Below are 25,849 nucleotides of genomic sequence, written 5' to 3' on the forward strand. Positions count from 1 at the left end.
GTATCCGATTGGGTAGCGAGATCCGTCATATTTGCCATTCTGATGACCTGTCTGTTTAGTTTCGCTTTTTACAGCAGTCCGGTTGCAGCGATGGGTTATTATGGGATCCAATCCTCTGATGTACAATTTGGAATGGTAGTCTTGTATGGCTCGACGGTCGCTTTTCTGGCGCTTGATGTCCGTATCGTAAAATATTTTGAGGCAAGGAAATATCTGCTGACAGCAATCGCACTGAACGCAATATGTTCCTTGATCTGTTTTCATTTCAAAGATTATGCCTTGTTTATGGTATGCCAGTTTGTACAAGGAATCACTTGCGCTTTGATGTCCGGTATCGTCTTGCTGTTGATTTTTCCGAGGTTACATTCGATGCATGCCCGGGTTATTGCATATAGTATCCTTTACGGAAGTATACAGATCGCTGCACCACTATATTCTATCTATACAAGTATAGTGCTTCATTTCTTTGATTTCAACTGGTTATTCTACGGGTACACCGTAATACTCATTATTCTGACATTCGCTGTATTACTAACAATGAATAGTAAAGCAAGATTTACCAAAAAGATGCCACTGTATCAATTGGATCTGATAGGATATGTTTTATACGCATCATTGATATTAGTATTCGGATATATTATGGTCTACGGAAGACAATTGGGATGGTTTGGTAGTTCATTAATCACCACTCTTAGTGTAATCAATCTAATTATTCTTTCACTTTTCATCATTAGAGAATTGAAACTTAAACGACCATTGATCAACTTACAGATTTTCAGGACAAAGAATTTCATCATCGGACTATTAATGCTTATTACGTTCTACATTTTCAAAGGCAGTAACGGACTTGCTTACGGCTATCTGGAAGTTATTCTTGGTACTGATCCACTCAGTACTGTTCCAATATGGATGGCTGTGATCATGGGAACTGTTATAAGTATGTTCGTCACCTCAAGGTTTGTATTGATGGGGTTTAATCTCGTTAAGATCATCATTTTGGGTTTTGTAGTAATGGCAGTGTACTACGTTTATATGATACAATTTGTTTCAATACATGGTGAAACCAGTGATTTTATACTACCTCTGTTTATGTATGGCGTTGCAACAGGCGTTCTGTTTGTTCCGATAGTCTCATTTACAAATTCATCAGCCCCTCCTTCAATTGCGGTTAATGCATCATTAGTAGGAATATTGGCGAGGTTCATTGGTTTTACTGCAGGTCTGGCATTCAGCAACGAACTTCAATTATTTACAAAGTCTGCCGTCAGGGAAAAAGTGAGGGAAACAATAACAGAAACCAATCCGCAGTTACCTGTTACATTACTGGATATTCAAAAGCAATATGCGACAACAGGTAACGATTTGTATACTTCAAAGACTATCTCGGCTGCTTATTTTAATAAAATGGTCGTGCAGCAGATATTGGCCCGTGCAACGCGTGATTATTATACTTTGATGCTGATTGGAGTTATTTTAGTAATTATTATCCTGATCATTTTACCACAGATCAAAAAAGTGTCCTTAAAGCTAAAGAAGAATCAGATGCCTTATTGATTATGATAATCATATACTTTGCCGCGCAAGCTGTTTATTTATTAGAAATTAAAATTAAATCAATACATTCTTTATAAAACTCTAGAGCTTGCTGATCACGAATAATTATAGCCGAGGTCTGCTATTTGCTGTAATTAATTCAAATCAAAACTTATGAGCTACAAAAAATTATTGATCACTTTAGCTATTTCAGCTGTTCTGATGTATCTGATGATGTTCTTAAATATGAATTCCATCAATGATTATTATACCAGTCTGACCAGAATATATATGGCACTGATAATGGTAAGCCCTATGGCGATTTTAATGATTGTAATGATGGGAAAAATGTATACCAACAAAAAATACAACAACATTATAATCGTAGTTTCAGCTCTGGTTTTCATAATTACTCTTACTGGTATTAGAAAACAGATCCCTATTGGCGATGAACAATATCTCAAAGCCATGATCCCTCACCATTCCTCTGCTATTATGACCAGCAGAAATGCAGACATCAAAGATCCTGAGGTCAGAAAACTGGCTGACAGCATCATCCTATCGCAACAAAGGGAAATTGATGAGATGAACAGAATAATCAAGAGATTACGCTAATTTATAATTTAAGATAACGAGCTGGCCTGGGAGAAGAAATAAGGGCGAAGTATGTCCTCAAAATTATAAAAGCCCTCTCTTTTGTCTTTTAGATTCTCCGCTACAAACAACGCTCCGCTGCCAAAGGCTTCTCTCGATATTGACTCATGGACAAGTCTTACGGTTTGGTAAGGAAATCCGAAGATGACCTCGTGTTTTCCAACAATCCCTCCTGCACGGACCGAATTGATCGATTCGGTCTCCAAGTCTAACGTTTCGGCAATTCTCACGGCAGTGCCTGACACACCAGATTTGGCTTTAAAGTGCTCTTCTATTAATTCGATATCGACATCAGGGGCAATATTTTTCAACAGTGAGGCGGCGAACAAAAGGTAATTGACACCTAAAGTGATATTGGGAGACCAGAATACCGTTGTAGTTTTAGCAAGTTGCTTTAAAAAGGCAATCTGATCGTCGTGATAATGCGAGATGGCAGAGATGATCTTGACTCCGTGACGCGCGGCTGAGCTTCCGTACTGCAAAATACTTTCAGCATCTGAAAAATCTACAAGGATATCAACTGGATACATCTCAAAAAATCGATCCATCTCCATCTCTGATCTCGAATAAATAATACTTGCGTCATCAGCTTCTATATTCAAAGCTTCTTTGGCTGTTGACAATCCCGGCTCTGCATTGTTTTTCAGCACCCACTCTAAGGAAAAGTCTTTACTGCCAAGAATTACATTAGCTACGGCTTTCCCGGCTTTTCCAAAACCTATAAGACCTATTTTCATAATCATATATAATTTAAATGGACAATTGATCTGTTTCAAAACAGCGAACCATGCCCTGTTAGTCATTTAGATGATAAGTAATTTACAAAAAATATTTTAACCAGGTTCTCCAAACTGAATCTGAGATATTTAAGTCAACATGTTTGAAGTAAGTAATTGATGACTAAAAAAAACTGTCCAAATATTATCGATTAAATATTAGAATTTAAGGGTTTATTGCAACCTGCCTCCTAAAGCTTTAAACAGCAATACATTATTCCTCGTATTTTCATGCTGGAATTTAAGCAGATCCAGCTCTGCCTGAAGCTTGCTTTTCTGAGCATTGATCAATTCAAAATAATTGGCGTAACCTGTAATGTACAAATCATTAGAAACTTCAATTCCTTTATCAAGAAATTGCACTTCCTCTTCTTTTAAATCCAGAACGCGATGAAATATTTTGGTCTGTTTCAAAATAGACTGAAGTTCGTTAAAAGCCGTCGTCACACTTTTCTGATAATTTAAAAAAGCAATTTCCTGCTCATTGTTGGCAATATTGAATTCGTATCTCAATTGTCCTTTGTTGAAAACAGGAACCATCAATCCGCCTAAAAGCTGGCCTGCCAAAGAAGCCGGCTTAAAAAATGTTTCCGCTGAAAAAGAATTTAATCCGAAGGTCGCACCCAGATCAATCCTGGGATAAAATGCGGCTCTTGCTGCTTTTGCATCAGCATGTGAAGCCTGCAATGTATAGTAATTAGAAACCACATCCGGCCTCGAATGAATGACTGCATCCACATTGATATTCTTATTCAAAATCTCAAAATTGGTTGGCAAAAGAGTCGAACCTCTTTCAATTTCACCGCCATAGACTCCTGTCAAAGTTGCAATAGCTTGTTTTACCGTTACAATTTCGACTTTTATGTGTTCGATTTCTGCCAGCCAGTTGTTGTTCTGAGCCTTAAACTGCTGAACGGCAAGCTCGGTAACTTTCCCTACTTCACGCTGAGCCTTAATGATTTCAAAAGCCCTTTTCTGCAAATTGTAATTGTCCTGATAAATTTTCAGACGTTTGTCCAAAGCAATCAGATCATAGTACAGATTAGCAATATCGGTAAACAGATCAATCTGGATCAGTTTTAAACCTTCTTCCGAAGCCAGAAATTTATTCTGAGCAGAAAGCTTTTTGTTTTTCAGCTTTCCCCAGGCATCGATTTCCCACCTGCTTCTTGCGCCCATCCAGTAATTCGGTGTAAAATCCGTATTGATCATCTGCTGTTCGGTGATGTTTGAGGAAAGATTGGTATCATAATTCCCAACTCCTTCCATCGTATATTTTCCGTAACGGTCGCCCGAAACAATCGCTCCGACATCCAGGGACGGAAGCAGCTCCGTCCTTGAACGTTTAAGAAAACTGTTGGCCATATCAACACGTTGTTGCGCAATTTTAAAATCCGGATTCGCCTCTTTTACCTGTTCAAAAAGTTTCAGAAGATTCTGGTCTGTGAAATAGGTCTTCAGATCAATTCCGGTAAAATCTCCCCTGGTTGCGATGGTTTCCGAGTTTTGTAATTCAGGCGTTTCTTTTACTTCTTTTATGGCGGTTACTTTTGGAACAGCGCAAGACGTTACTGCCAGTGCGGCTGTACTCCAGACTGCAAATTTTAATTTATTTGGTTTCATTCTTCTTTCTGTTTTCAAGGGTTGCGAAAAAAATATATAATCCCGGAATAATAATCAGTCCGAAAACGGTTCCGATTAACATTCCGCCTGCGGCCGCGGTTCCGATCGAACGGTTTCCGATAGCTCCTGCTCCGGAAGCGACACACAGCGGAATCAAACCTGCAATAAATGCAAAGGATGTCATTAGGATCGGACGGAGACGTTGTTTTGCGCCTTCAATTGCTGCGGGAATAATGTCATTTCCATCTTTATGACTGGCAACAGCAAATTCTACAATCAGGATGGCATTTTTAGCAAGCAATCCTATCAGCATGACCAAGGCGACCTGTGCGTAAATATTGTTATCTAATCCGCAAACCAGCAACGCAATATAAGAACCGAAAATCCCGGTGGGTAAACTCAGTAAAACCGGCAGTGGTAAAAGAAAACTTTCGTATTGAGCAGACAATAAAAGATAGACGAAAACCAGACAGACAATAAAGATATAAATGGTCTGATTACCCGATAAAATCTCTTCTCGTGTCATTCCCGACCATTCGATCTCAAAACCTTTTGGAAGGCTTTGTTCAGCGACTTTTTCAACCGCTGCAATGGCATTCCCGGAACTGTATCCTTCGGAGGGTTCACCATTAATCATTGCAGACATATACATATTATAACGGGTTAAAACTTCCGGTCCATAAACTCTTTCAATGGTAATGAACGTTGAGAAGGGAACCATTTCGCCTTTGTCATTTTTTAAGTATAAGTTCAGAATACTTTCCGGCGTTTCACGGTATTCCGGGCTTGCCTGAACCATTACTTTGTACATCTGCCTGAATCGGATAAAATTGGTGGCATAATAAGAACCGAGCATCGTCTGCAAAGTTGACATCGCATTATCCACCGAGATTCCTTTCTTGGCGGCCATATCATAATCGATATTGATCATGTATTGCGGGAAAGTGGCATCAAAACTTGTGAAGCTGTTTTTCAGTTCGGGTGCTTCATTCAGTTTTTTGACAAAATCTTTAGTGATCTTATCCATATTTTCGATACTTCCGCCTGTCCTGTCGAGAAGCCGGAGTTCAAAACCACTTGTATTACCAAATCCCGGAACGGTAGGTGGTGCAAAGACTTCAATTTCGGCATCGGAGATTCCTTTTGTTTTTTCAGTAAGTTCTTTAATAAAATCATCAACAGACTTATTTCTTTCTTTCCAGTCTCTAAGATTGATCATTGCCATACCGTAGGACGAACCGGCAATTTCTGTCACCACACTGTACCCAGCCAAAGTCGTCACGTTTTCTACGCCTTCAATTTTTTTGGCAATCGACGTAATTTCATCCAAGACTTTTTCCGTTCGCTCAACCGTCGCACCTTGCGGAGTTGTGACGCTCACATAGGCCATTCCCTGGTCTTCCATCGGGATAAAGCCTGAGGGCAAAAATTTCGAAGTCAATCCGATCAGGAAAACAAATAAGAACAGGAGTCCGAAAGTGACGATTGTTCTTGTAGCAAATTTTGATAAGATGTTCACATATCCGTTGGTTACTTTTTCCAGTAAAATATTGAATTTATTGAAGAATTTATCAATAAAACTTTTCTTTTTATCGTGATTATGAGGTTTTAAAATCAAAGCACATAAAGCTGGAGTCAATGTTAATGCATTGATACCGGAAATCACAATGCTTATCGCCAGCGTTAATGAAAACTGTCGGTAAAAAACTCCGACCGGACCATCCAGGAATGCCACCGGAATAAATACCGCCGACATCACCAACGTAATTGCCACCACAGCTCCTGCAATCTCTTTTGTCGCAATGACCGTAGCCTGGTAAGGCGGAAAACCTTCTTCCATTTTAACGTGGACTGCCTCGACAACGACAATCGCATTATCAACGACAATTCCGATGGCTAAAACCAAGGCAAAAAGCGTTAATAAATTCACGGAAAAATCAAGCATATCCATAAATGCAAACGTTCCGACCAATGCCACAGGAACTGCCAGAACAGGAATCAATGTAGAACGCCAATCCTGAAGGAAAAGAAATACGACAATAGCTACCAGAATAAAGGCTTCCAATAGAGTATGTAATACCGCACTGATAGAAGCGTCGAGGAATCTCGAAACATCATACGCCATATTGTAATCCATTCCCGGAGGAAAAGAATTCATTTTCAGCTCGGCCATCTTATCCTTTACATTCTGGATGACTTCCGAAGCATTTGATCCAGGTCTCTGCTTCAACATGATCGATGCGGAAGGCCTTCCGTCGGTCTTTGAAACCATTCCATACGTCATTGCCCCAAATTCTACTTTGGCAATATCTTTCAGCTTTAAGATCGTTCCTTCTTCATCGGCCCTGACCGGAATTTCTTCGTACTGTTTAGGCTCAAAAAATTTACCTTTGTATTTTACAACATATTGAAGTTGACCGGCCTTTTTACCGGATGATTCCCCAACTTTTCCGGGAGCTGCGGAAATATTCTGCTTCTGAAGAGAATTTACTACTTCATCCGCCGAAATATTATACGCTGCCATTTTCTGAGGGTCAAGCCAGACCCGCATCGAATATTCTTTCTGCCCCATGATTTCAGCACGGCCTACTCCATCCAGACGTTTCAGTTCCTGAAGAACATTGATGTCTGTAAAGTTGTAAATAAACTGTTCATCCTGGCTCGGGTCTGTACTGGTGATGTTGAGATACATCAACATACTGTTCACTTCTTTTTCGGTGGTAACCCCGGCTCTGATCACCTCTTCCGGCAATTCATCCAGAATGGTGGTTACCCTGTTCTGAACATTGACTGCCGCCAGATCTGGATCCGTTCCTACCTCGAAGAACACCTGGATCAACGTCAAACCGTCATTGGAAGTCACTGTGGACATATAGGTCATTCCCGGAACGCCATTGATGGCACGTTCTAAAGGCAGTGCCACTGCATCTGCAGACACCTCGGCATTCGCTCCGGTATATTTGGCCGTCACCGTTACCGAAGGCGGAACGATATCTGGAAATTGGGTGATCGGCATCTTCATTAAGGCCATAATTCCTACCAAAACAAAGACAATGGAAATCACGAGCGAAAGAACCTTTCGCTTTATAAACATTTCTACCATGATTGATTATTTAAGAATTAAAGTCTGTTTTTGATTGTGATCTGATCTCCGTCTTTCAGCGATTGCGTGCCTTCGTAAATAATCAAATCTCCTTTTTTGAGGCCGCTTTCCACGACGTATGAATCTTTCAGAGCCGTTTTGACCTCTATGTTGGTCATCTTCACTTTGTTGTTCTTATCCACTTTGAAAATGTAGGTTTTATCCTGAATGGAAAATGTTGCTTTCTGAGGGATCATCATGGCATTATTCTGAACTTCCGAAATAGAAAGTTTTCCGGACGCACCGTGTTTGATCAAATGATTAGGATTGGGAAACAGAACTTTATAGCGAATGGAACCCGTTGCCCGGTCGATCTCACTTTCAGCCGACTTCAAAGTGCCGCTAAATTGATAAGCTGCACCATTAGGTAATGTCAATTCGATTTTCTGATGCTTTCCCAATTTGTCATGAGCCAACAGTTCAAAATACTGATTTTCCGGAATCGAAAAATAAGCATAGACTTCATCGAGCTGCGATAAGGTAGTAAGCAATGTTCCGTTGGTCACAAGACTGCCGTCTTTATGCGGGATAATATCAAGAACACCGTCAAAAGGAGCTTTGATGGTTGAAAAATCGATCTTTTGCAACACTGCTTTTCTTTCGGCATCTGCAAACGCATATTTTGCCCTTGCAGAAGAAAGTTTGGCTTTGGCAAGCTCCAATTCATTATCGGCAACAAATTTTTTGCTGTGCAGACTTTGGACCTGCTTCTGTTCTACTTCTGCAATACGAACATCGGCCGTAGCTTGTTTCAGGCTTGCAGTTGCCTTCAGCAATTCAACCTGAAGCTCGGCATCATTGATCTTAAATAATGGCTGTCCTTTTCTTACGAATTGACCTTCGTTGACGTATATCTTCTGAATGATGCCACTCAGCCGGGAACGTATTTCAACATTTCTTTTAGCCTGAATATCGGTTACAAACTGATTGGTTACCAAAGTATCTTTCTGCTTTACGACATAAACAGGAACTTCTTTAGTGCTTTTATTTTTATTCTGATGGTTTTTACCACATGACCATGTGCATATCAATGCAAGACTGCACCATATGAGACTTTTTGTTTTCATTGAAAATTTTTGATTACTAAACTTGATTAAACATTAACATTTAGTAATTCTCAGAAAAGTTGCAGTAAATGGAGATAAGAAGTAAAAAAACTATAAATTGGTTTAGTAGAAGCAGGAGGAAAAACCTCACAGATTTCAAAATGCTCGTTTGTGGAACTTTCATAATCTCCATCAATATCCGCTGAGCTTAAAAACTTAGAGAAATTTTTACCGCAAACGGGCAGCGCTTTTACATTTTTATAAGATTTAGAACAATTATTAAAACCTTTCTGTGTACAATGTTGGGTCGTCAAAATATTCGCAATAGACATTTTGGTCCATTTCGAATTAACAAGAGTAAAGATTGTAAGAATGTATATAAATACGGATGACCTAAATACCATTATCTACAGAAATTTTTGAAAATTCCACACTATCATATGTGGCACATACAAAGATAGCCCCTTTGGTTTTTAATCTTTTTTTAAGCAGTGTTAAATATTTACTAAAAATTACAAATTTTTGTTAAAGCGTACACATAATTTATTAATAAAAAGTTCCACTGGTGTTATAATACCAATCGTACACCTCCCAGTTCATCCACTCTATAACTGAACCGGTCGCCAGGGCTGCTGATAAACATGAAGTTCTTAGGAATGTTCCATTTGTTGCTGAGATCTTCTACCAGTTCCGGCGTGAATTTACCAACCAAGGTAATATATTCCATGTCAACATCCGGGTAAGCCCGGTCCAAAACTTCAAAATCTGCAAGGAACTTCGGGTCAGGGATCTGCTCCTTTTCAAGGACTGTTACAATCTTCATTTTATTGGTTACTTCATTCTCATGAAGATACATCATCACCTTATTTAAGGTTGCGATATCGTCACCTTTTGAGAAGAATACGAAATTCTGCTCATAGAGTTTTTTAAGTTTTCGGTTCAGGAAGCGCTGTCTTGTGACGGTGTATTTTTTATATCCGCGGGATACGGATTCCAGCATATTAACTACAAAATGCATGATATCTTTCCTCATCAGCATCGCGAGAATAATAAGTACAGAGGGAATAAAATATTGGAGAAAAGTGACGAGATACTGAGGCTTGGTTTTAATATTACCGTACAAAGCAATTATAATTGCAAATAAGGCGATGACCACAGCGCCCGGCCTCGCACTTTCGGGCCGTGGAAGACGGGAGCGTCTCAGCTTTAAGAGAATATTACCCAAAGCAAAAGAAGCCATTACGGTAAGAAACGACAAAGCATAGACCGCTGCCAAAGGCCCAAGCTGACCACGAGTCACCAAAAGGACTGAACAGCAAAGAAGAAAAAACAAAATCAGGATCCTGTAGGTGCTCCCTCTTTTATTTTCCTTCAGGAAATAATTGGGAAGTATTCTGTCCAGGGTCATCCTTTTAATGAGTCCGTTTACACCAACAAAAGAAGTAAGAACGGCACCGCTTAAAACAGATACCGCATTGATCGAAATAATGGTTGCCAGCCACTTGCCTCCGGTAAGTGTTCCTACATAGCTCAGAAAAGAATTCTGATGGGATTGAACGTCAGAGATTGGAATAATGCAAATGGCAAGGAATGCGATAAGTGGATTCAGGATGGATACGGCGATCCACATATTTCTCAGTGTTTTTGCAAATACGCCCCTTTTCTGTTCCTCTACGAAATTGGATGAGCTTTCAAAACCTGATATACCTAACATCGCTGCGGAAAAGCCAAAAAAGATAGCCGTCATTATACTGCCATTTCGAACGGGAAGGTGAAAATTCTCGATCAATATAGAAAGGCCATTCTCAAAAACAAAATAGAAGCACGAACCAATGAGCAGAGCCATTGTCGTGAGATGAAAGATGAAAATAACCAGCGCAACGACCGCACTCTCAGAGATTCCCAGAATCGTCAGTCCTAAAAATATTAGCAGAAGAACAAACGTAGCAATATTGACGTTGAAGTAGGGCAAAATGTGATGAAGATAATGCATCGCTTCACTGGAAGAGATCACTGCGGTAGCCATATATGACAGAATCGTAAGACAAGCTGCGACGGATGCATTGCTTTTTGATGTCGTGTTTAGCAATACATTATAAGCACCACCATTAAGAGGAAGAGCACCGACCACCTCACCGTAGATCTTTCTGAAAAGATAAAGTACTGCTGCAACGAGCAGAAGAGCGATCCAGGCATACTGCCCTGCTGCAACAATAGCCAGTGCAGAAACATACAAACAGGAAGAAGTGATATCGTTTCCACAGATGGCAGTGGCATACCATTCACCAAGTTTTTTTGTCGACATTTTTGTTGATTTCTTGTTTTAGAGGTGTAATATTATAAATTAATTTACAGTCAAAGCTATTTTTTATTTTAAAATTTATGCTTAAATTTTATCAGACAATGTTCTAAAAATCAACATCTCCTCCAACGCTGTATTACTGTGAAACTATCCTGATAACTTTACTGGAAACGTTTTTAGTTGGGGAAAAGTTATGAAAGCCGTAAATTTAGGCGCATTTAAAAATTCAATAATGAGTAACGGTTATAACCAGAAACCGATCGATAAGATCGTGCACCCTATGCAACGGTTTATTCAACAGGAAAAATCAGGAGGTCTTCTGTTGGGAATCAGTGTGATCATTGCTTTGATCCTGGCTAATACACCACTCTCTCATGCCTATCATGAGATTCTCGGACAGTCTTTCGGTTTTAGATGGAACGATCAGACCTACTTCGACTATAATATCCACCATTGGATCAATGACGGACTGATGTCGATATTTTTCTTCGTCGTCGGGCTGGAACTGAAAAGAGAAATTATTGGAGGGGAGCTTTCCAATGTAAGAAAGGCTCTTTTGCCCATTGTAGCTGCTGTTGGCGGTATGGTTATGCCTGCACTTATCTATCTGCTTTTTAATCCTTCTGGCGAACCCCATAGAGGTTGGGGAATACCTATGGCAACCGATATCGCCTTTGCATTGGGCGTCCTTTACCTGTTAGGGAAAAAGATTCCTCTTGCGCTCAAAGTTTTTCTCACAGCTCTGGCTATTGTCGACGACCTGGGTGCGGTGCTAGTCATTGCATTTTTCTATACCGCGGAAATCAATATGATGTTTTTATTGGCAGGACTTATCATCCTTGCTTTAATGTATTTAGGGAACAAGCTTGGTGTAAGATCCATTATTTTTTATGCTGTGCTCGGAATTGGCGGAGTCTGGACCTGCTTTCTCGTTTCGGGAGTGCATGCAACGATAGCTGCTGTACTGGCTGCCTTCACGATTCCTGCGGATGTTAAGATCAGAGAAAATCTTTTTATTGCGAAAATCAATTCCTATCTGGAACGATTTAAAAATATTGATCCGACCGAAAATACACCGACGCTTACCAATGAACAACTTCATGTCCTTGAAAAAATGAACGAAGCGACCCTGGCTGCTACTCCTCCATTACAAAGATTGGAACATGCCATGCACCCTGCCGTGTCATTTCTCATTATTCCCATCTTTGCCATAGCCAATGCCGGAATTTCTTTAAGCATTGATATGGAAAGTCTTTTTGACAATAATATCGCATTAGGTACCGCTTTAGGTCTTCTCATTGGTAAAGTACTGGGAATTTTAGGATTCAGTATTCTTTTTATCAAACTGAAGATCGCAAAAGTACCTGATGGCATTACAATTAAGAATCTTCTGGGACTCGGGTTTTTAGCTTCCATTGGATTTACCATGTCATTATTTGTGACCTCACTCGCCTTTAGCCATGAAGAATACCAGACCCAGGCAAAAATCGGTATATTTGCTGCATCACTCATCGGTGGAGCTATAGGATATATTATTCTCAACCGATCTGCAAAATAGATACAGATGATTAGAAATATCTTCAATTTTATCAACCTTCACAATGGTGAAGAAAAAAAGGACAAGGTTCTTGAAAATGTTGTTTCCAACATTTCTTTCCGGGGTTCAAATCTGTGGATCCTGGCATGTGCGATTATTATTGCTTCAATTGGTCTAAACGTTAATTCTACGGCGGTAATTATCGGTGCGATGCTTATTTCTCCGTTAATGGGACCGATCGTCGGAGCCGGGTTTGCTCTTGGAACCTACAATTTTTCATTGCTGAAGAAGTCATTTAAAAATCTTCTGATCGCCACTTTTGTAAGTCTTACAGTATCTGCGATCTACTTTTATGTCAGTCCGTTTAAAGATGTACAGTCAGAACTTCTGGCAAGAACAGCGCCCAATATCTATGATGTTCTCATCGCATTTTTTGGTGGATTAGTGGGCGTGATTGCTATCACAAGGGTTGAAAAGGGAAATCCGATTCCCGGCGTTGCCATTGCCACCGCTTTAATGCCGCCGCTATGTACCGCAGGTTTTGGTCTGGCAACTTTCAATTTTTCATTTTTTTTCGGGGCTTTTTACCTTTATACCATCAATTGCTTCTTTATTTGTATTGCTACATTTTTCGTGGTAAAGTTTCTGCAATACCCATCTTCTATTATTGATAACAAATATGAGAAAAGAATCAGGTACGGGATCTCTATCCTGATCATCGTTATGATTGTACCAAGCTTTTATCTGGCTTATAACCTATATAAAGAAAAGAAGTTTACGAAGACGGCTGAGCAGTTTGTCCAGAAGGAATTTGAAAATAACGGTTATACGGTTATTTACAAGAAGATCAATTATAACTCAAGCCCTAAAACGATTGACCTTGCTTTTCTCAACAAAAAGTTTACAGATAATGAAATAATCTCTTTTAATAAAATGCTTGCAGATAATGGTCTTGCAGATACAAAGCTTAGCATACGTCAGAATGATACCGATATTAAGTCTGAAATCTTAAATGAGATCAATAAGTTTGATAATAACATTTCGGAAAAAGACATTGCTATTTCTAAGCTCAGACAGGAACTGGACAGCTATAAAGTGACAGATTCAACACTTATTCAAGAAATAAAGATCCTTTATCCTGCCATTGGTGATATTTCTTACGGAAAAATCGAGCAATATCCGAGGACAGACAGCGCAAGACTGCAGTTTACTTTATTTTATTCCGGTAAGGATGTTGACCGGGATCAGCTCATGCAATGGCTGCAAAAAAGGATTCACGAGAAAAATATAAGAATTATTAGTTCCAATGCTGAATAATATGAAGATAACAAATGTCACAAAAAAAATTAGATGTAAGGAGCATCAAATTCAATATTCCTTCCCTACTTTCAAAAAAATATTTGTCATAGTACCTGATTTTCTAATAACTTCCTTTAAAGATCTTTCCACCTGTTAATAATGAGAAACTGATGTTTTAATCCGTCAATTCATCGGAAACAAACCGGCAATGATCTTTTATTTAAATCTGTGATTGGCATCACTGCTGATAAACATCGTATTCTTTTCTTCAGAGACAATCTCGATGAAACGTTCATAATGTTTCAATACATCTGAGATCAATTCGTTCTTAGTAAAAAGTTTAATGTCATACCCTTCCCTGCTATCACCGAAGTACGATTTCGGATAATAGACAACCCCTTCTTCGGAATTCGGCAGGTTCTCTTCATCTAAAAGATATTCCGAAATCATTTTTGATTCTTTTTTCACCCCGTATTTAAAGTTATTGATAACATCATATTTTATCTCAACTTCAATACTTTCCGGAATGTTGTGCAAATTGATTTTGGCATCGATGCCGTTTTTTGAAAATTCTTCCCCTAACTCCTGGAAGGCCTGCTGGACCGTAGTTTTGATATACAGCTCCGTAGATTCTGCATCATTGAATGATACAATTTGTCGCAGCCGTTCTCTCCAGTGCTCTCCGGACCATGGAATCGTAGTGGATGAAAAGTCTTTTTCATAATAGCCTTTGTCAATAACAAGTGCTTTGGTAAGACTTACAATAAATAATATCATTATAATTGAAAAAGGCAGAGCCGTTATCAGGGTCATACTTTGAAGGGCCTCCAGGCCTCCTGCATTAAGAAGCATCAGGGCCAGGACTGCCAATAGCACGCCCCACCCTGCAGTCTGCCATTTAGGTGAGATCCTTGCATTTTTTGTCGCAATGCTGTTCATGACAAAGATTCCACTGTCCGCAGACGTTACGAAGAAAATAATGATGATACCGATCACAAGGAAACTGATCAACTTGGTCAGAGGGAGATATTCAAGAAACTGAAACATAAGTCCGTCAGGATCATTAGCCATTTTACTTAAATAACCGTTGGCTGTATTCATATCAAACCATATAGCGCTGTTTCCGAATACCGACATCCATATAAAATTGAAAAGCGTAGGTAAAATCAGTACGGCAGCGACAAACTCTCTGATGGTCCTTCCTTTAGAGATCCTTGCAATGAACAGCCCGACATACGGAGACCACGAAATCCACCATGCCCAGTATAATATCGTCCAGTCATGAAACCAGCTCTGGGTATTTTCCTCATAGACATGCGTATTGAAAGTAAGGCTGAAAAAACTGTTGATATACGTTCCTATCCCTTCAGTAAAACTGCCGATCAGGTAAACCGTTGGTCCAAGCATAAGTACAAATAACAGCAGGGCAACTACCGCAATAATATTAATATTACTGAGAATCCTGACCCCTTTATCCAATCCGGATACCGCAGAAAAGATAGCCAGCAAAACCAAAACAGCCACAATAAGAACCTGGTATGGAAAACTGTTTTCCGGTAAGACGTTTAATGTTACAAGTCCTGAGTTGATTTGAACGACGCCAAATCCCAGTGTTGTCGTAATCCCGAAAAATGTGCTGCACAACGCAAAGATATCAATAATATTTCCCCACTTCCCTTTGATCTTATCTTTAAGCAGTGGGTAAAAACAACTGCGCAGGGATAAAGGCAGTCGATACCGGTATGAGAAATATGCCAGTGCCAGCCCCACAACGCCATAAATCGCCCACGCATGAATGCCCCAGTGAAAAAAAGTGTATAACTGTGCATTTTGAGCCCTCTGAACGGTCGACATAGAAGAAAATATGGGATTGGAATAATGCTGCATAGGCTCGGCAACGCTGAAATACATCAGACCAATACCCATTCCTGCCGCAAAAAGCATCGACATCCAGGAGAAGAAGTTGTAGTTGGGTTGACTGTCGTTGCTGCCAAGCCTGATATTACCGTATTTGCTGGCCATAATATATATCAGGAATATGACAAACAAGGTGACAGACCAGACATATACCCAATTGAGATTGATGAAGATAAAATTTTTGACAGTACTCAATAAATCCTCAGTGGCACTTGGATATATTGCCGATATGAGGCAGACACCAATGATAAAGATCAAACTTGGAGTGGTAATTCCCTGTTTTAGGGTGCTTCTTATTTTGTTCATCTTAATACCGTAATTTTAGAATACAAAAAGGTAAAATATTTTTCGGTACGATGCAAATTGCAGCCCATTTGAATAGAATAACAATTTTTATCTTGTATTTCAAATAATCTTCAGGTAAACGACTGAATAGCTGGATTCATAAGATAAAAAAAATACTTTGCATATTATCTATATCTGCTAGCAAATGTTTAAATAAAGTATTTCAAATTTATTAACAGGATTATTTAATGTCTAATATTCTTCTAAGATCTTTTTTAAATGTCTCCATATTTATTCTATTGCTGGTAATAGACCGATACAGGCAATTAATGACCTACTATTCCAATGCTGATTGCATTAAACAAAATCATCGATGAAAATGTTCGAAGATACGCTCTTTAAGGTAACAAAAAGCCAAACGGGTAACTTTCTCAGTGGCCTTGTTTTAATCTAAATATAAGAGTCGAACATTTTTAAGGTCAGTGTCAGTTTGATTAATGATTAAATTAATCTTAATTAGAAATGTTGCATGGTTATCATAAAAAAATTGAGTTTTAAGCTACAGTGATTTGTTACTACAAAAAATGCAGCATTGGAACAATTCTATTAAAATGCTACGTCATGTTTAATTATTGTTTGTCAGGTGCACCGAAGTAGCTTGGATAAATATCATTAGGATTTATGATGATACGTTCTAATACAACCTCCGGATCAATCATGTAAATTTTCAGGGTATGTAGACCATGTGTTTTGACATCTAATGTAGCATCCAGCCAACGTTGGTTATCAAACACTTCGGTACGGCGGGGTTTTCCGCGGGAAATCAGGGCATAGTCCGGTCCGGGATCCGGCAGCGGTTTTAATATCTTTGAACGGCCAAGGTTTTCCGGCGTGTATTCTTTAAATTCATCATGATAGCCTTTTCTGGCATCGATGATAATAGGTTCAGCGTTGTCAATAGAAACCGCAATTCTTAATCCGCGACCCGGGTTAACATCCTGGGTTGGCAGAATTCCGAGCAATACTTTTGCAGGGCCTGCCTCTGGAAGAAAAATCTTATACTCCAGTCGTGGAGCATTTTCAGGAGTTGAATTTGGTGCTGTAGTAGGATAAATACCCATACACGCTTCAGCTCTTCCCAAACCAGGTAAAGCTATCCATTTGGCCTGCTTACCTGATATATTTGCGCTGAATTTATTTGCAGGGATAGAAAACTCGCCGGAAAATCCGCCATAAAAATCTTCTTTGCTGGCAGGTGCTGCTTTCTTCAACGTATTTATAACTACCGGTACCTTAATACTATTTTGATTAACTTCAATCAAGCCGCTTCCTTTACCTTCAGGAGCTTTTTTCCAGTCAATATCTACATATATGCGTTGTTCTGTTTCTGTGGTTCCTTTAGTAGCACTTACTCTAATCCACGGTTTATCTGCTTTGACCGTAAATTTCAGTAGCCCTTTTCCACGGTTAAAAATGTCGATATAATAACGCTGCTTGTCAAGAATGTCAAATTGGGGAAGCTCTGCTTTTCCTTGTGTTCCTGGCCAGGCATCTGTACTTCCTTCCACCGCAATACCTAACGATGGTTCTGGCAAAGGTGTAACTTCATTAAGCGGAGGCAAGCTGTTCTCCTTCGGCATCGACCAGTGTTGGTAACCCAAATGTACGTCGCTCATCATATTTTTCCATTTACCGCCAGCAATAGAATCATTGTAACGGGTGCTTAGTTTTTTATCCAGCTCAAAAAGTTCGCGGGCACGATTGGCATATTCATTAGCACTTACTCTACCTTGTTTAGCATAAAGATTATTACGTCCTGCTACCAGATAAATCTCTGCCACACCAGCTGAAGCTTTAACCGGATACAGTACTAGCTGATAATAAGCGTCCAATGCCTCTTTCGGCATTTTCTTTTCCAAAGCTTCTGCTTTTGCGGTAAGATCCTGCCACCTCTTTTGTACCTTTTCGGCTTCATGGTAATTGACAAAACTGAAAATATTCGGATCCTGTACTTCCGGCTTTCGCATCAGGTTATATTTTGAATATTTTGATACGAGATCTGCAATTTCTGTAGCATGTTCTTTTCCGAAAATTCCAGTCGCCCAATCGGTCATGTAATCAGAAGTTTGATTAGCAGAGATCGCATTGGGATTCCAGGCATAACGCATAATAAAATCGATCGGCATTTCTTTCGGCTTTAGGTCACCCACGTTAACGATCCAGATACGGTCGATGCCGCTTTTATACGCCAGACTGAATTGCTCTCGCAGTTTCGGAACTGTTGTTGTGTTGATCCAGCGGTCGTTCCAAGGTCCGCCGTTCATATCAATATGATAATATAATCCCATACCGCCTTTACGTTTTAGTTCATTGGCTGGTGCGGTACGGCGAATGTATCCCCAGTTATTGTCGCAGAAAAGCAATGTCACGTCGTCAGGAACATTCATTCCGGCATCATAGTAGCGCTGCACTTCTGTGAATATAGCCCAGAGCTGAGGGACTTCTGTAGGACTTTTGCCATACACATTTCCGATAATCTCACGTTGGTCGGCAATCACTTGTTTCAGTGTTTTGATATTTTCGGTATCGTCTCCTTTTCCCATAGCCACGTCGCCGTCACCGCGCATACTCATTGTAATCAGGTTATCATAATTTTTATTCCGCTCCAGACCTTCGGTCCAGAATTTCTTTAGATTTTCAGCGTTTGTTACATAATCCCAAGCCCCGATTTGATCTTTGCGTTTGGTATATTCTTTCTGCGAACGCATCATCGGCTCGTGATGCGAGGTTCCCATTACAATACCGTACTCATCGGCAAGAACAGGGCTCATCGGATCATCTTCATTAAAAGCATTTCCCCACATTGCAGGCCACAAGTAATTAGCTTTTAAACGAAGTAACAGTTCAAAAATATGCGTATATACTTTGGAATTTATTCCGCCAAAATGTTTATTGGACCAGCCGGAAAAAGAAGGACTTTCATCGTTGATAAAGATTCCACGGTATTTCACTTTCGGCGATTCCTGTAAATAACGACCTGCTTTAACATAAAGATCTGTACTTTTCTTTACAGGAGCATCAGCCCAATAATACCAGGGAGATACCCCAATTTTCTCAGAAACATCATAAATTCCATATATCGTTCCGCGCTTATCGCTGCCGGCAATAACAAGATTATCTCCGACAGTCTGGATTACAAAAGATTCCCATTTATTTTTTACAGCGTCTACGTTCAGCTTACCGCCATTTATTAGCTGATCTATAAGTCTGCTTTTGCCGATAGTTCCAACGATAATTGCTCCTGGTACAAGTTTTACATCTGCAATTATCGGCGATGCTACATCGGTCACTTTACGCACGTCATCACCCAGATCATTGGCAGCACGTAAAATGCCTTTCCAATCATCAGGATCTACAACTATTTTTGCCGTAATTCCATTTGCTGCAATCCGAAAAGCACCTTTTTCAGCTGTATGCTGTACATAATCCGGGAGTAAACTTAGCGTATGATGAGCAGTTTGTGCATTTATTATTAAACCAGTAAATAGTAACGCAAAAAAAGTTAATTGTTTAAGCATAATTGATAATTTTGGAATTTATGCTACCGTTTCAGACGCGGCATATTCGGATTAAATGATAAATATATAAAATTAAATGTAATTTTTACAATTAATGAAGAATTAGGATAACAGAAAGAATCGTTAAAAATTAAAATTTGGAAATAAAGCATCATTGTCAAATCATACATATGACGAATTATAAAATGTACAAAGCCGTTTCCAACAAAAACATTCAACCGCCACATATCATAAATTACCGTACAAAAAAGCCGGAAATCCCTTATTCAGATAATGGCTTTAATTTTTTTTCCAAGAAAAAAAACCTTAGTTTTAAAATTCCATACTTGGGAAAATAATTAGAAATTAACATGATTTTTTGATTTTTCTCTCCGGAAACAACAAGAACAAAAACCAGAATAATCGATTCTCAGAATACAATAAATTCCTGGTGTTTAATAATATTTAATATGAAAAATTATTTTACCATACTGCTGTTACTACTCTCTATCAATTTGTTTGCATTAGATCATAAGAATATCGTTTCTAATGATCTTAAACCGGGTAACTTTCCATTGATAGAAAATGGCATTCCCGGGAAAATACTCATCGATGAAAATGACGACTCTGCCGTAAAAATTGCAGTAAGCAATCTTCAAAAAGATTTTGAAAGAGTTTCAGGACGACAAGCCGAAATGATGTTCTATCCTCAGTCTAAAAGATTGATCATCATCGGCAGCATTGGCAGTAAATATATCAAAGCATTGATCAAAAACGGGAAAATCGACGAAAAAGAGCTGAAAGGCAAAAACGAAAAATATATAATGACTGTTGTTGATAATCCTCTGCCCGGCGTAGATGAAGCATTGGTAATAGTCGGAAGTGACAGACGTGGAACGGTGTATGGAACTTATGAACTCTCTGAACAGATCGGGGTTTCTCCTTGGTATGACTGGGCAGATGTTCCCGTTAAAAAACAACAAAATTTATCCATCAAACCGGGAAAATATACAGCCGGAGAACCTGCGGTAAAATACAGAGGTATTTTTCTGAACGATGAAGCGCCTTGCTTAACGACTTGGGTACATAATACCTACGGCACAGATTACGGTGACCACCGATTTTATGCAAGAGTCTTTGAATTGCTGCTCCGTTTACGCGCCAACTATCTGTGGCCCGCCATGTGGAGCTGGAGTTTCTATACTGATGACCTCAAAAATAGTGAGACAGCCAACAAAATGGGAATTATTATGGGGACTTCTCATCATGAGCCAATGGCGAGAAACCATCAGGAATGGGTGAGGAAAAGAAAGGAATATGGAGAATGGGATTACAGAAGCAATCAGAAAAATATTGATCAGTTTTTTAAGGAAGGCATTCAAAGAGCTGCCAAAACAGAAGATCTGATCACCATCGGTATGCGCGGTGACGGCGACACGCCAATGGGCGGAAAAGAAGGAGAAGATCATAAAACAGTTCCAAATGATGAAGAAAACATCAAACTACTGGAAAAGATTATACACAATCAAAGGAGCATTATAAAAGACATCACAGAAAAATCCGCAGATAAAACCCCTCAGATGTGGGCATTGTACAAGGAGGTTCAAAGATATTACGACAATGGACTGAAACCGCCTGATGACGTTATTGTACTGCTTAGCGACGACAATTGGGGCAATCTGCGCCGTCTACCGAGAGGAAAGGAGAAGGATCATCCGGGTGGATACGGAATTTATTATCACGTAGATTATGTGGGTGCACCACGTAATTCAAAGTCCATCAATGTGAGTCCGATTCAAAATATCTGGGAACAGACACAACTGGCTTATGACTATGGTGTGGATAAAATATGGATCGTGAATGTAGGTGATCTGAAACCGATGGAATATCCTATTTCGCTGTTTTTAAATATGGCGTGGAATCCTAAAAATTATAACAATGACAATCTACTGCAACATACCAGAGACTTCTGTGCACAGCAATTTGGAGACGATCAGGCAGATGAAGCCGCACGCATTTTAAACTTATACAGCAAATATAACGGGCGGGTAACTCCGGAAATGCTGGACGCCGAAACTTATAATCTTGAAAGCGGCGAATGGAAGCAGGTTTCGGATGAATATCTCAAGCTTGAGGCAGAAGCCTTACGCCAATATGTGAGCCTAAATTCCGAATACAAAGATTCTTACAAACAATTGATTCTTTACCCGGTGCAAATGATGGCCAACCTTTATGAGATGTATTATGCACAGGCAATGAATCACAAACTGTACAAAGAAAATAATCCTGAAGCTAATTTCTGGGCAGACAAGGTGGAGACTACCTTTAAGAGAGATGCCGATCTGAGCTACGATTATAATCATGTAATGTCAGGCGGAAAATGGAACGGCATGATGATTCAGAAAAAGATTGGCTATACTTCCTGGAACGATAATTTTCCTAAAGATACCTTGCCAAAAATTTACCGTATCAATTCAGATAAAACTTCAGGAGGTTACATTTTTACTGCCAAAAATAATGTGGTTGTGATGGAAGCAGAACATTATTTTGAATCTAAAAATTCTCCATCCACAAGCTGGACAACGATTCCTTACATGGGAAGAACATTGAGCGGTGTTGCTTTGATGCCTTATAATAAAGAAGTGACCAATGCTTCGCTTTCTTATAAGATGAGCATTCCAAAGGGTATTAATAAAGTGAAAGTTCACGTTATTGTTAAATCCACATTGGCATTTCACGACCCGAAAGGCCATCAGTACAGTGTAGGCTTTCTCGGAAAAGAAGAAAAAATCATCAACTTCAATCATAATCTTAACGAAGATCCTGCCAATATCTACTCGGTGTTCTATCCTACCGTTGCAAGACGTATAGTTCACAATGAGACCGAATTGCAACTGCCGGAAACCGAGGATGGACAACAAACCTTAATCATCAAGCCATTGGATCCGGGAATCGTATTCGAAAAAATAGTTGTTGATTTCGGAGGTTATGAAAAAACTTATCTTTTTATGAATGAATCGCCTTTTGTAAGGGCTAATAATATATCTGTATTACAGAAGAAATAATAGCATCATAACTTTTGTAAGTGATTTTATATTTTTATAATTCCGCAATACATTCATTAAAAAGATCCAACACACCTGGCAAGAGTTTACTAAATTTGACAGTTATAGTCGATAGAAATGTTATTTTTACATATCAGGCAATACTTCAAACGTTGTCTGATACGTTCAAACCACTATCAATATTAATTAGTAAATGATATTGATAAAGCCATGTCAAGTTCCAAAGGCAAGAATATTTTACATTTGTACGGATGTCTTATATACATTTCAACTTAAATTTTACCAACCTTCTGATACAATTTGATTCTTATATCCCCATTTTAATCTTTTCTGATACATCTAATATTTTAAAGTAATAGCTTTTACTATTATTCGTTGCATCTTGATTTAAAGCTATTGATTTACAAATTTTTATGCTGCAATTTTGCAAGAAAATTGTAAATAAATTAATTACAGCTACGCCATGATAGTAAACATAATCACGAAAGAAGATCTTCAGGAATTTAAAAATGAGTTATTAAAAGACATTAAAAATTTGTTCAATATTAAAACTTCCGAACAAAAACTGTGGTTACGGTCTTCCGAAGTTAAAGAACTTCTAAATATTTCGTCCGGAACATTGCAAAATTTGCGTAATGAGGGAACTATAACGTATACTCGTATAGGAGGAACATTGTATTACAATTATAAAGACATTGAAAAAATGCTGAGAGGCAATAAATAATGTACTAATCCTATATATCGAGAAATGAACTACATAAAACATCTCACAGGTTTCTATGAAAAAGCCACACAAGACAATACGCTTAAACCCACACATATCAGTATCTACCTGGGGCTATTCCAATTCTGGAATTTCAATCGATTCCGAAATCCCATCAGCATTTCTAGGGACAAAGTAATGCGGATTAGTAAAATCCATTCAAAGGCAACTTATCATAAATGCCTTAAGAATCTGCACGCTTCTGGCTATATCATTTATCTACCCTCATACAATCCATTTGTAGGAAGCCAGGTTATAATGGTGGACTTATCACTTGAACTAAGGACATTTGAAAAACAGGATTTTAGCGATTAATTAGTCTTATATAACATTTTTCCTAGCATGAAATCGCATAAAATATTGTTTCATACAAAACATTTATTTTTTATCTCCGATATTTTAACTTGAAATTTTAAGGTGCAAAGAGAAGGATTATATTTCTTGCTTTGAACTCTAAATAACCTGTTCAATTTTTAGCCTTTTTACTTGCAGATTTGAGCAGAAATTTTTAGCTTTACTACGTAAAATTTAAATTAGGATTTTACCACTTTTTTGCCAATGTCCTATTTGAGGCCATTCACAGAGATGCAACAGCGAAAATCTTATCCATAAAGCGATGAGAAATGGGCACAAATCCCTCACTCTCCTAGCTTTACCAAACAATAAAAAAGTAAAGGACAAAGCTGTTTTTATTTTTTGCCTAAAGAAAATTCTATTGCTTCTTGTTGGATCTCGTCATTTGATTTATGACTGTTTTTCAGCAACCATTCGTCAATTTTTTTTCGTTCAAAGAATAGAATTTTTCCGGAAGGTTTTGAAAATGGGATAGAGTTGGTATGAACCAATTTGTAGATATAGGATTTCTTGAACCCTGTGTAATCCGAAAGCTCTTCTACATTAAGAATTGCTTTGAGCCCGAAAATATGCTTTTCAATTCGGTTGAGCTTGTGAATAATGATTTCGTTATTTTCCATCTGTTTCTTTTAATTGACTTAACGAAACAAAAGTCAACAATAATAACCATAAATAAAAGACTATCTGTAGCTTGTGGGCTAAATAAGAATACTCTGGATTGATTTTATCTGTCAAAAGATTAAAAAAGATTAATCTGGATTAAATAGCGATTTTCATTGAGTTTAAAAATAGAAAACGGATTTTCATAACTCGATATTTAATTCCGGAATAATCTCAGCAGCTTCCTTCATTTTGCTATCCACAATTTTTGCGTAAATCTGTGTTGTTCTTAATTCCCGATGTCCCAGTCTTTTGGAAACCGTGTAAATATCTGCACCATTTTCTAACAACAGAACGGCGTTCGTATGTCTCGCTGAGTGAAAAGTAATATGCTTAGGAACTGCAGCTCGATTGCACCAGCGAATAATTTCAGTATTGTAGGTCATTCCATATTTCAAACCTTTGAAAACTCTTTCTTTCGGATCTTGTCTTTCGCCCAACAATTCCCTGGCTTGTTTTGAGATATAGAGGTATTCTACACCATCCGTTTTTTCCTGTCGGAAGTTGACTCTAGAAACATCACCTTCGTCACGAACTTCTTTCCAGGTCAAAGTATTAATATCCGACCAACGTAGTCCTGATAAACACGAAAAAAGAAAAGCTTTTTTCAAAACCGGATATTTACATTCCGCTTTGGCTAAACGTTGTAATTCATCAAAAATCAGGTATTCTCTTTGGCTTTCAGCCTGTTCAAAGGATTTGACTTTTGATGCGTAATTTATAGTCAAATATCCATTATCGAAAGCACTCCTTAGAGCAGCTTTAAACTTGTTGAAATATGAATATTTTGAATTTTGAGAAAGTGGTAGCTCACTTTTTGTAAGAGCGTCTTTTTCGAAATATCGGTGAACTTTCTTGACGAAACTTTCATCAATTTCTTCGAAAGTCATATTTTTTGGAACAATCTTTTTGAGATGTTGTAGTGTAGAAAACCAGTTACCGTAATTATTAGAAGTATCTTGCTTTTGCTTTTCTTCTGTCAGTTCAGCAAAAAAATTTAGAAATACCCTTTTTGATTTTGCAGTATTTTTTAATTCAAATCTCCCTTGCGCGTATTCAGCTTTTCTAATTGCAAGTACGTTTTCTGCAAATTCTAAAGCTTCTTTATTTTCTTTTTTTTCTTTTGCAGTTTTTGGATCTGAAATTAAATAAGAATCTAGATTCTCAAAGCTTCTCAGATGTTTTCTTTTTCCGTCTTCAGTAATTTCGGAACCGCGATAAAACTCAATCGACAGACTGATTCTTCCATCTTTCAATTTTCTTTGACTAAGTGATATTTTCATAATTTTGGATTTGTACTACTTTGTACTACTTTTCACTATTTTGATAGCCCGAA

16 protein-coding genes are annotated in these 25,849 nt (G+C 38.5%); 7 read left to right on the forward strand and 9 right to left on the reverse strand.

What is annotated here, in order from left to right:
• Both BUA97_RS12340 and BUA97_RS12345 read left to right on the forward strand, forming a co-directional pair.
• Positions 1-1,554: MFS transporter (locus tag BUA97_RS12340; RefSeq protein ID WP_072998670.1), on the forward strand; the 1,554-nt coding region annotated here is incomplete at its 5' end.
• 153 nt (positions 1,555-1,707) lie between these two features.
• Positions 1,708-2,148 carry a DUF305 domain-containing protein gene (locus BUA97_RS12345; protein WP_072998672.1) on the forward strand — a complete coding sequence of 147 codons (441 nt, stop codon included), beginning with the start codon at positions 1,708-1,710 and terminating at the stop codon, positions 2,146-2,148.
• Between the two features lie 8 nt (positions 2,149-2,156).
• Here the strand turns inward: BUA97_RS12345 and BUA97_RS12350 are convergent, their stop codons facing one another.
• The 5 genes from BUA97_RS12350 to BUA97_RS12375 form a co-directional block, all read right to left on the reverse strand.
• The gene (locus tag BUA97_RS12350) at positions 2,157-2,924 is read right to left on the reverse strand and encodes a 4-hydroxy-tetrahydrodipicolinate reductase (RefSeq protein ID WP_072999380.1); all 768 of its coding nucleotides are present in this window, start codon (positions 2,922-2,924) and stop codon (positions 2,157-2,159) included.
• A 213-nt stretch (positions 2,925-3,137) separates the two neighbouring features.
• Positions 3,138-4,586 carry a TolC family protein gene (locus BUA97_RS12355; RefSeq protein ID WP_072999382.1) on the reverse strand — a complete coding sequence of 483 codons (1,449 nt, stop codon included), beginning with the start codon at positions 4,584-4,586 and terminating at the stop codon, positions 3,138-3,140.
• Positions 4,573-7,689 (reverse strand): efflux RND transporter permease subunit, encoded by a 3,117-nt coding sequence (locus tag BUA97_RS12360; RefSeq protein WP_072998675.1) that lies wholly within the window; start codon positions 7,687-7,689, stop codon positions 4,573-4,575. Before BUA97_RS12360 ends, BUA97_RS12355 begins: the two co-directional genes overlap by 14 nt.
• Before the next feature lie 17 nt (positions 7,690-7,706).
• Complete coding sequence (locus tag BUA97_RS12365) at positions 7,707-8,795, reverse strand: efflux RND transporter periplasmic adaptor subunit (protein ID WP_072998678.1); 1,089 nt, start codon at positions 8,793-8,795, stop codon at positions 7,707-7,709.
• Positions 8,796-9,342: 547 nt separating this feature from the next.
• A complete protein-coding gene (locus tag BUA97_RS12375; protein ID WP_072998683.1) occupies positions 9,343-11,079 on the reverse strand; it encodes an APC family permease in 1,737 nt (578 codons plus the stop codon).
• A 229-nt stretch (positions 11,080-11,308) separates the two neighbouring features.
• Here BUA97_RS12375 and nhaA point away from each other — a divergent pair, with 229 nt between their 5' ends.
• Both nhaA and BUA97_RS12385 read left to right on the forward strand, forming a co-directional pair.
• Entirely contained in the window at positions 11,309-12,634 is a 1,326-nt protein-coding gene (gene nhaA, locus BUA97_RS12380; RefSeq protein WP_072999384.1) for a Na+/H+ antiporter NhaA, read from the forward strand.
• 6 nt (positions 12,635-12,640) lie between these two features.
• Positions 12,641-13,930 carry a DUF389 domain-containing protein gene (locus BUA97_RS12385; RefSeq protein WP_072998686.1) on the forward strand — a complete coding sequence of 430 codons (1,290 nt, stop codon included), beginning with the start codon at positions 12,641-12,643 and terminating at the stop codon, positions 13,928-13,930.
• Positions 13,931-14,128: 198 nt separating this feature from the next.
• Here BUA97_RS12385 and BUA97_RS12390 read toward each other — a convergent pair whose 3' ends face one another.
• Entirely contained in the window at positions 14,129-16,135 is a 2,007-nt protein-coding gene (locus BUA97_RS12390) for a BCCT family transporter (RefSeq protein WP_072998688.1), read from the reverse strand.
• Between the two features lie 608 nt (positions 16,136-16,743).
• Entirely contained in the window at positions 16,744-19,692 is a 2,949-nt protein-coding gene (locus BUA97_RS12395) for a glycosyl hydrolase 115 family protein (protein WP_084081330.1), read from the reverse strand.
• Positions 19,693-20,141: 449 nt separating this feature from the next.
• Here BUA97_RS12395 and BUA97_RS12400 point away from each other — a divergent pair, with 449 nt between their 5' ends.
• The 3 genes from BUA97_RS12400 (at position 20,142) to BUA97_RS12410 (ending at position 23,814) form a co-directional block, all read left to right on the forward strand.
• The gene (locus BUA97_RS12400) at positions 20,142-22,736 is read left to right on the forward strand and encodes a glycosyl hydrolase 115 family protein (protein WP_072998690.1); all 2,595 of its coding nucleotides are present in this window, start codon (positions 20,142-20,144) and stop codon (positions 22,734-22,736) included.
• Positions 22,737-23,199: 463 nt separating this feature from the next.
• Complete coding sequence (locus BUA97_RS12405) at positions 23,200-23,460, forward strand: helix-turn-helix domain-containing protein (RefSeq protein WP_072998693.1); 261 nt, start codon at positions 23,200-23,202, stop codon at positions 23,458-23,460.
• 24 nt (positions 23,461-23,484) lie between these two features.
• Positions 23,485-23,814, forward strand: a complete 330-nt coding sequence (locus BUA97_RS12410) for a hypothetical protein (RefSeq protein WP_221405661.1) — start codon at positions 23,485-23,487, stop codon at positions 23,812-23,814.
• A gap of 374 nt (positions 23,815-24,188) precedes the next feature.
• Here the strand turns inward: BUA97_RS12410 and BUA97_RS12415 are convergent, their stop codons facing one another.
• On the reverse strand, positions 24,189-24,473 hold the full coding sequence (locus BUA97_RS12415; RefSeq protein ID WP_072998695.1) for a helix-turn-helix transcriptional regulator: 285 nt from the start codon (positions 24,471-24,473) through the stop codon (positions 24,189-24,191).
• A gap of 183 nt (positions 24,474-24,656) precedes the next feature.
• The gene (locus BUA97_RS12420) at positions 24,657-25,796 is read right to left on the reverse strand and encodes a site-specific integrase (RefSeq protein ID WP_072998698.1); all 1,140 of its coding nucleotides are present in this window, start codon (positions 25,794-25,796) and stop codon (positions 24,657-24,659) included.
• Positions 25,797-25,849: the final 53 nt, after the last annotated feature.

Source organism: Epilithonimonas mollis, from assembly GCF_900142325.1.
Classification (GTDB): Bacteria; Bacteroidota; Bacteroidia; order Flavobacteriales; family Weeksellaceae; genus Epilithonimonas; species Epilithonimonas mollis.

Excerpts from the sequence above, each read along its gene's own strand:
- BUA97_RS12410 (WP_221405661.1), top strand. The coding sequence starts at position 23,485 with ATGAACTACATAAAACATCTCACAGGTTTCTATGAAAAAGCCACACAA.
- BUA97_RS12365 (WP_072998678.1), bottom strand. The coding sequence starts at position 8,795 with ATGAAAACAAAAAGTCTCATATGGTGCAGTCTTGCATTGATATGCACA.
- BUA97_RS12345 (WP_072998672.1), top strand. The coding sequence starts at position 1,708 with ATGAGCTACAAAAAATTATTGATCACTTTAGCTATTTCAGCTGTTCTG.
- BUA97_RS12400 (WP_072998690.1), top strand. The coding sequence starts at position 20,142 with ATGAAAAATTATTTTACCATACTGCTGTTACTACTCTCTATCAATTTG.
- nhaA (WP_072999384.1), top strand. The coding sequence starts at position 11,309 with ATGAGTAACGGTTATAACCAGAAACCGATCGATAAGATCGTGCACCCT.
- BUA97_RS12355 (WP_072999382.1), bottom strand. The coding sequence starts at position 4,586 with ATGAAACCAAATAAATTAAAATTTGCAGTCTGGAGTACAGCCGCACTG.
- BUA97_RS12350 (WP_072999380.1), bottom strand. The coding sequence starts at position 2,924 with ATGAAAATAGGTCTTATAGGTTTTGGAAAAGCCGGGAAAGCCGTAGCT.
- BUA97_RS12415 (WP_072998695.1), bottom strand. The coding sequence starts at position 24,473 with ATGGAAAATAACGAAATCATTATTCACAAGCTCAACCGAATTGAAAAG.
- BUA97_RS12385 (WP_072998686.1), top strand. The coding sequence starts at position 12,641 with ATGATTAGAAATATCTTCAATTTTATCAACCTTCACAATGGTGAAGAA.
- BUA97_RS12420 (WP_072998698.1), bottom strand. The coding sequence starts at position 25,796 with ATGAAAATATCACTTAGTCAAAGAAAATTGAAAGATGGAAGAATCAGT.
- BUA97_RS12390 (WP_072998688.1), bottom strand. The coding sequence starts at position 16,135 with ATGAACAAAATAAGAAGCACCCTAAAACAGGGAATTACCACTCCAAGT.
- BUA97_RS12395 (WP_084081330.1), bottom strand. The coding sequence starts at position 19,692 with ATGCTTAAACAATTAACTTTTTTTGCGTTACTATTTACTGGTTTAATA.
- BUA97_RS12360 (WP_072998675.1), bottom strand. The coding sequence starts at position 7,689 with ATGGTAGAAATGTTTATAAAGCGAAAGGTTCTTTCGCTCGTGATTTCC.
- BUA97_RS12375 (WP_072998683.1), bottom strand. The coding sequence starts at position 11,079 with ATGTCGACAAAAAAACTTGGTGAATGGTATGCCACTGCCATCTGTGGA.
- BUA97_RS12405 (WP_072998693.1), top strand. The coding sequence starts at position 23,200 with ATGATAGTAAACATAATCACGAAAGAAGATCTTCAGGAATTTAAAAAT.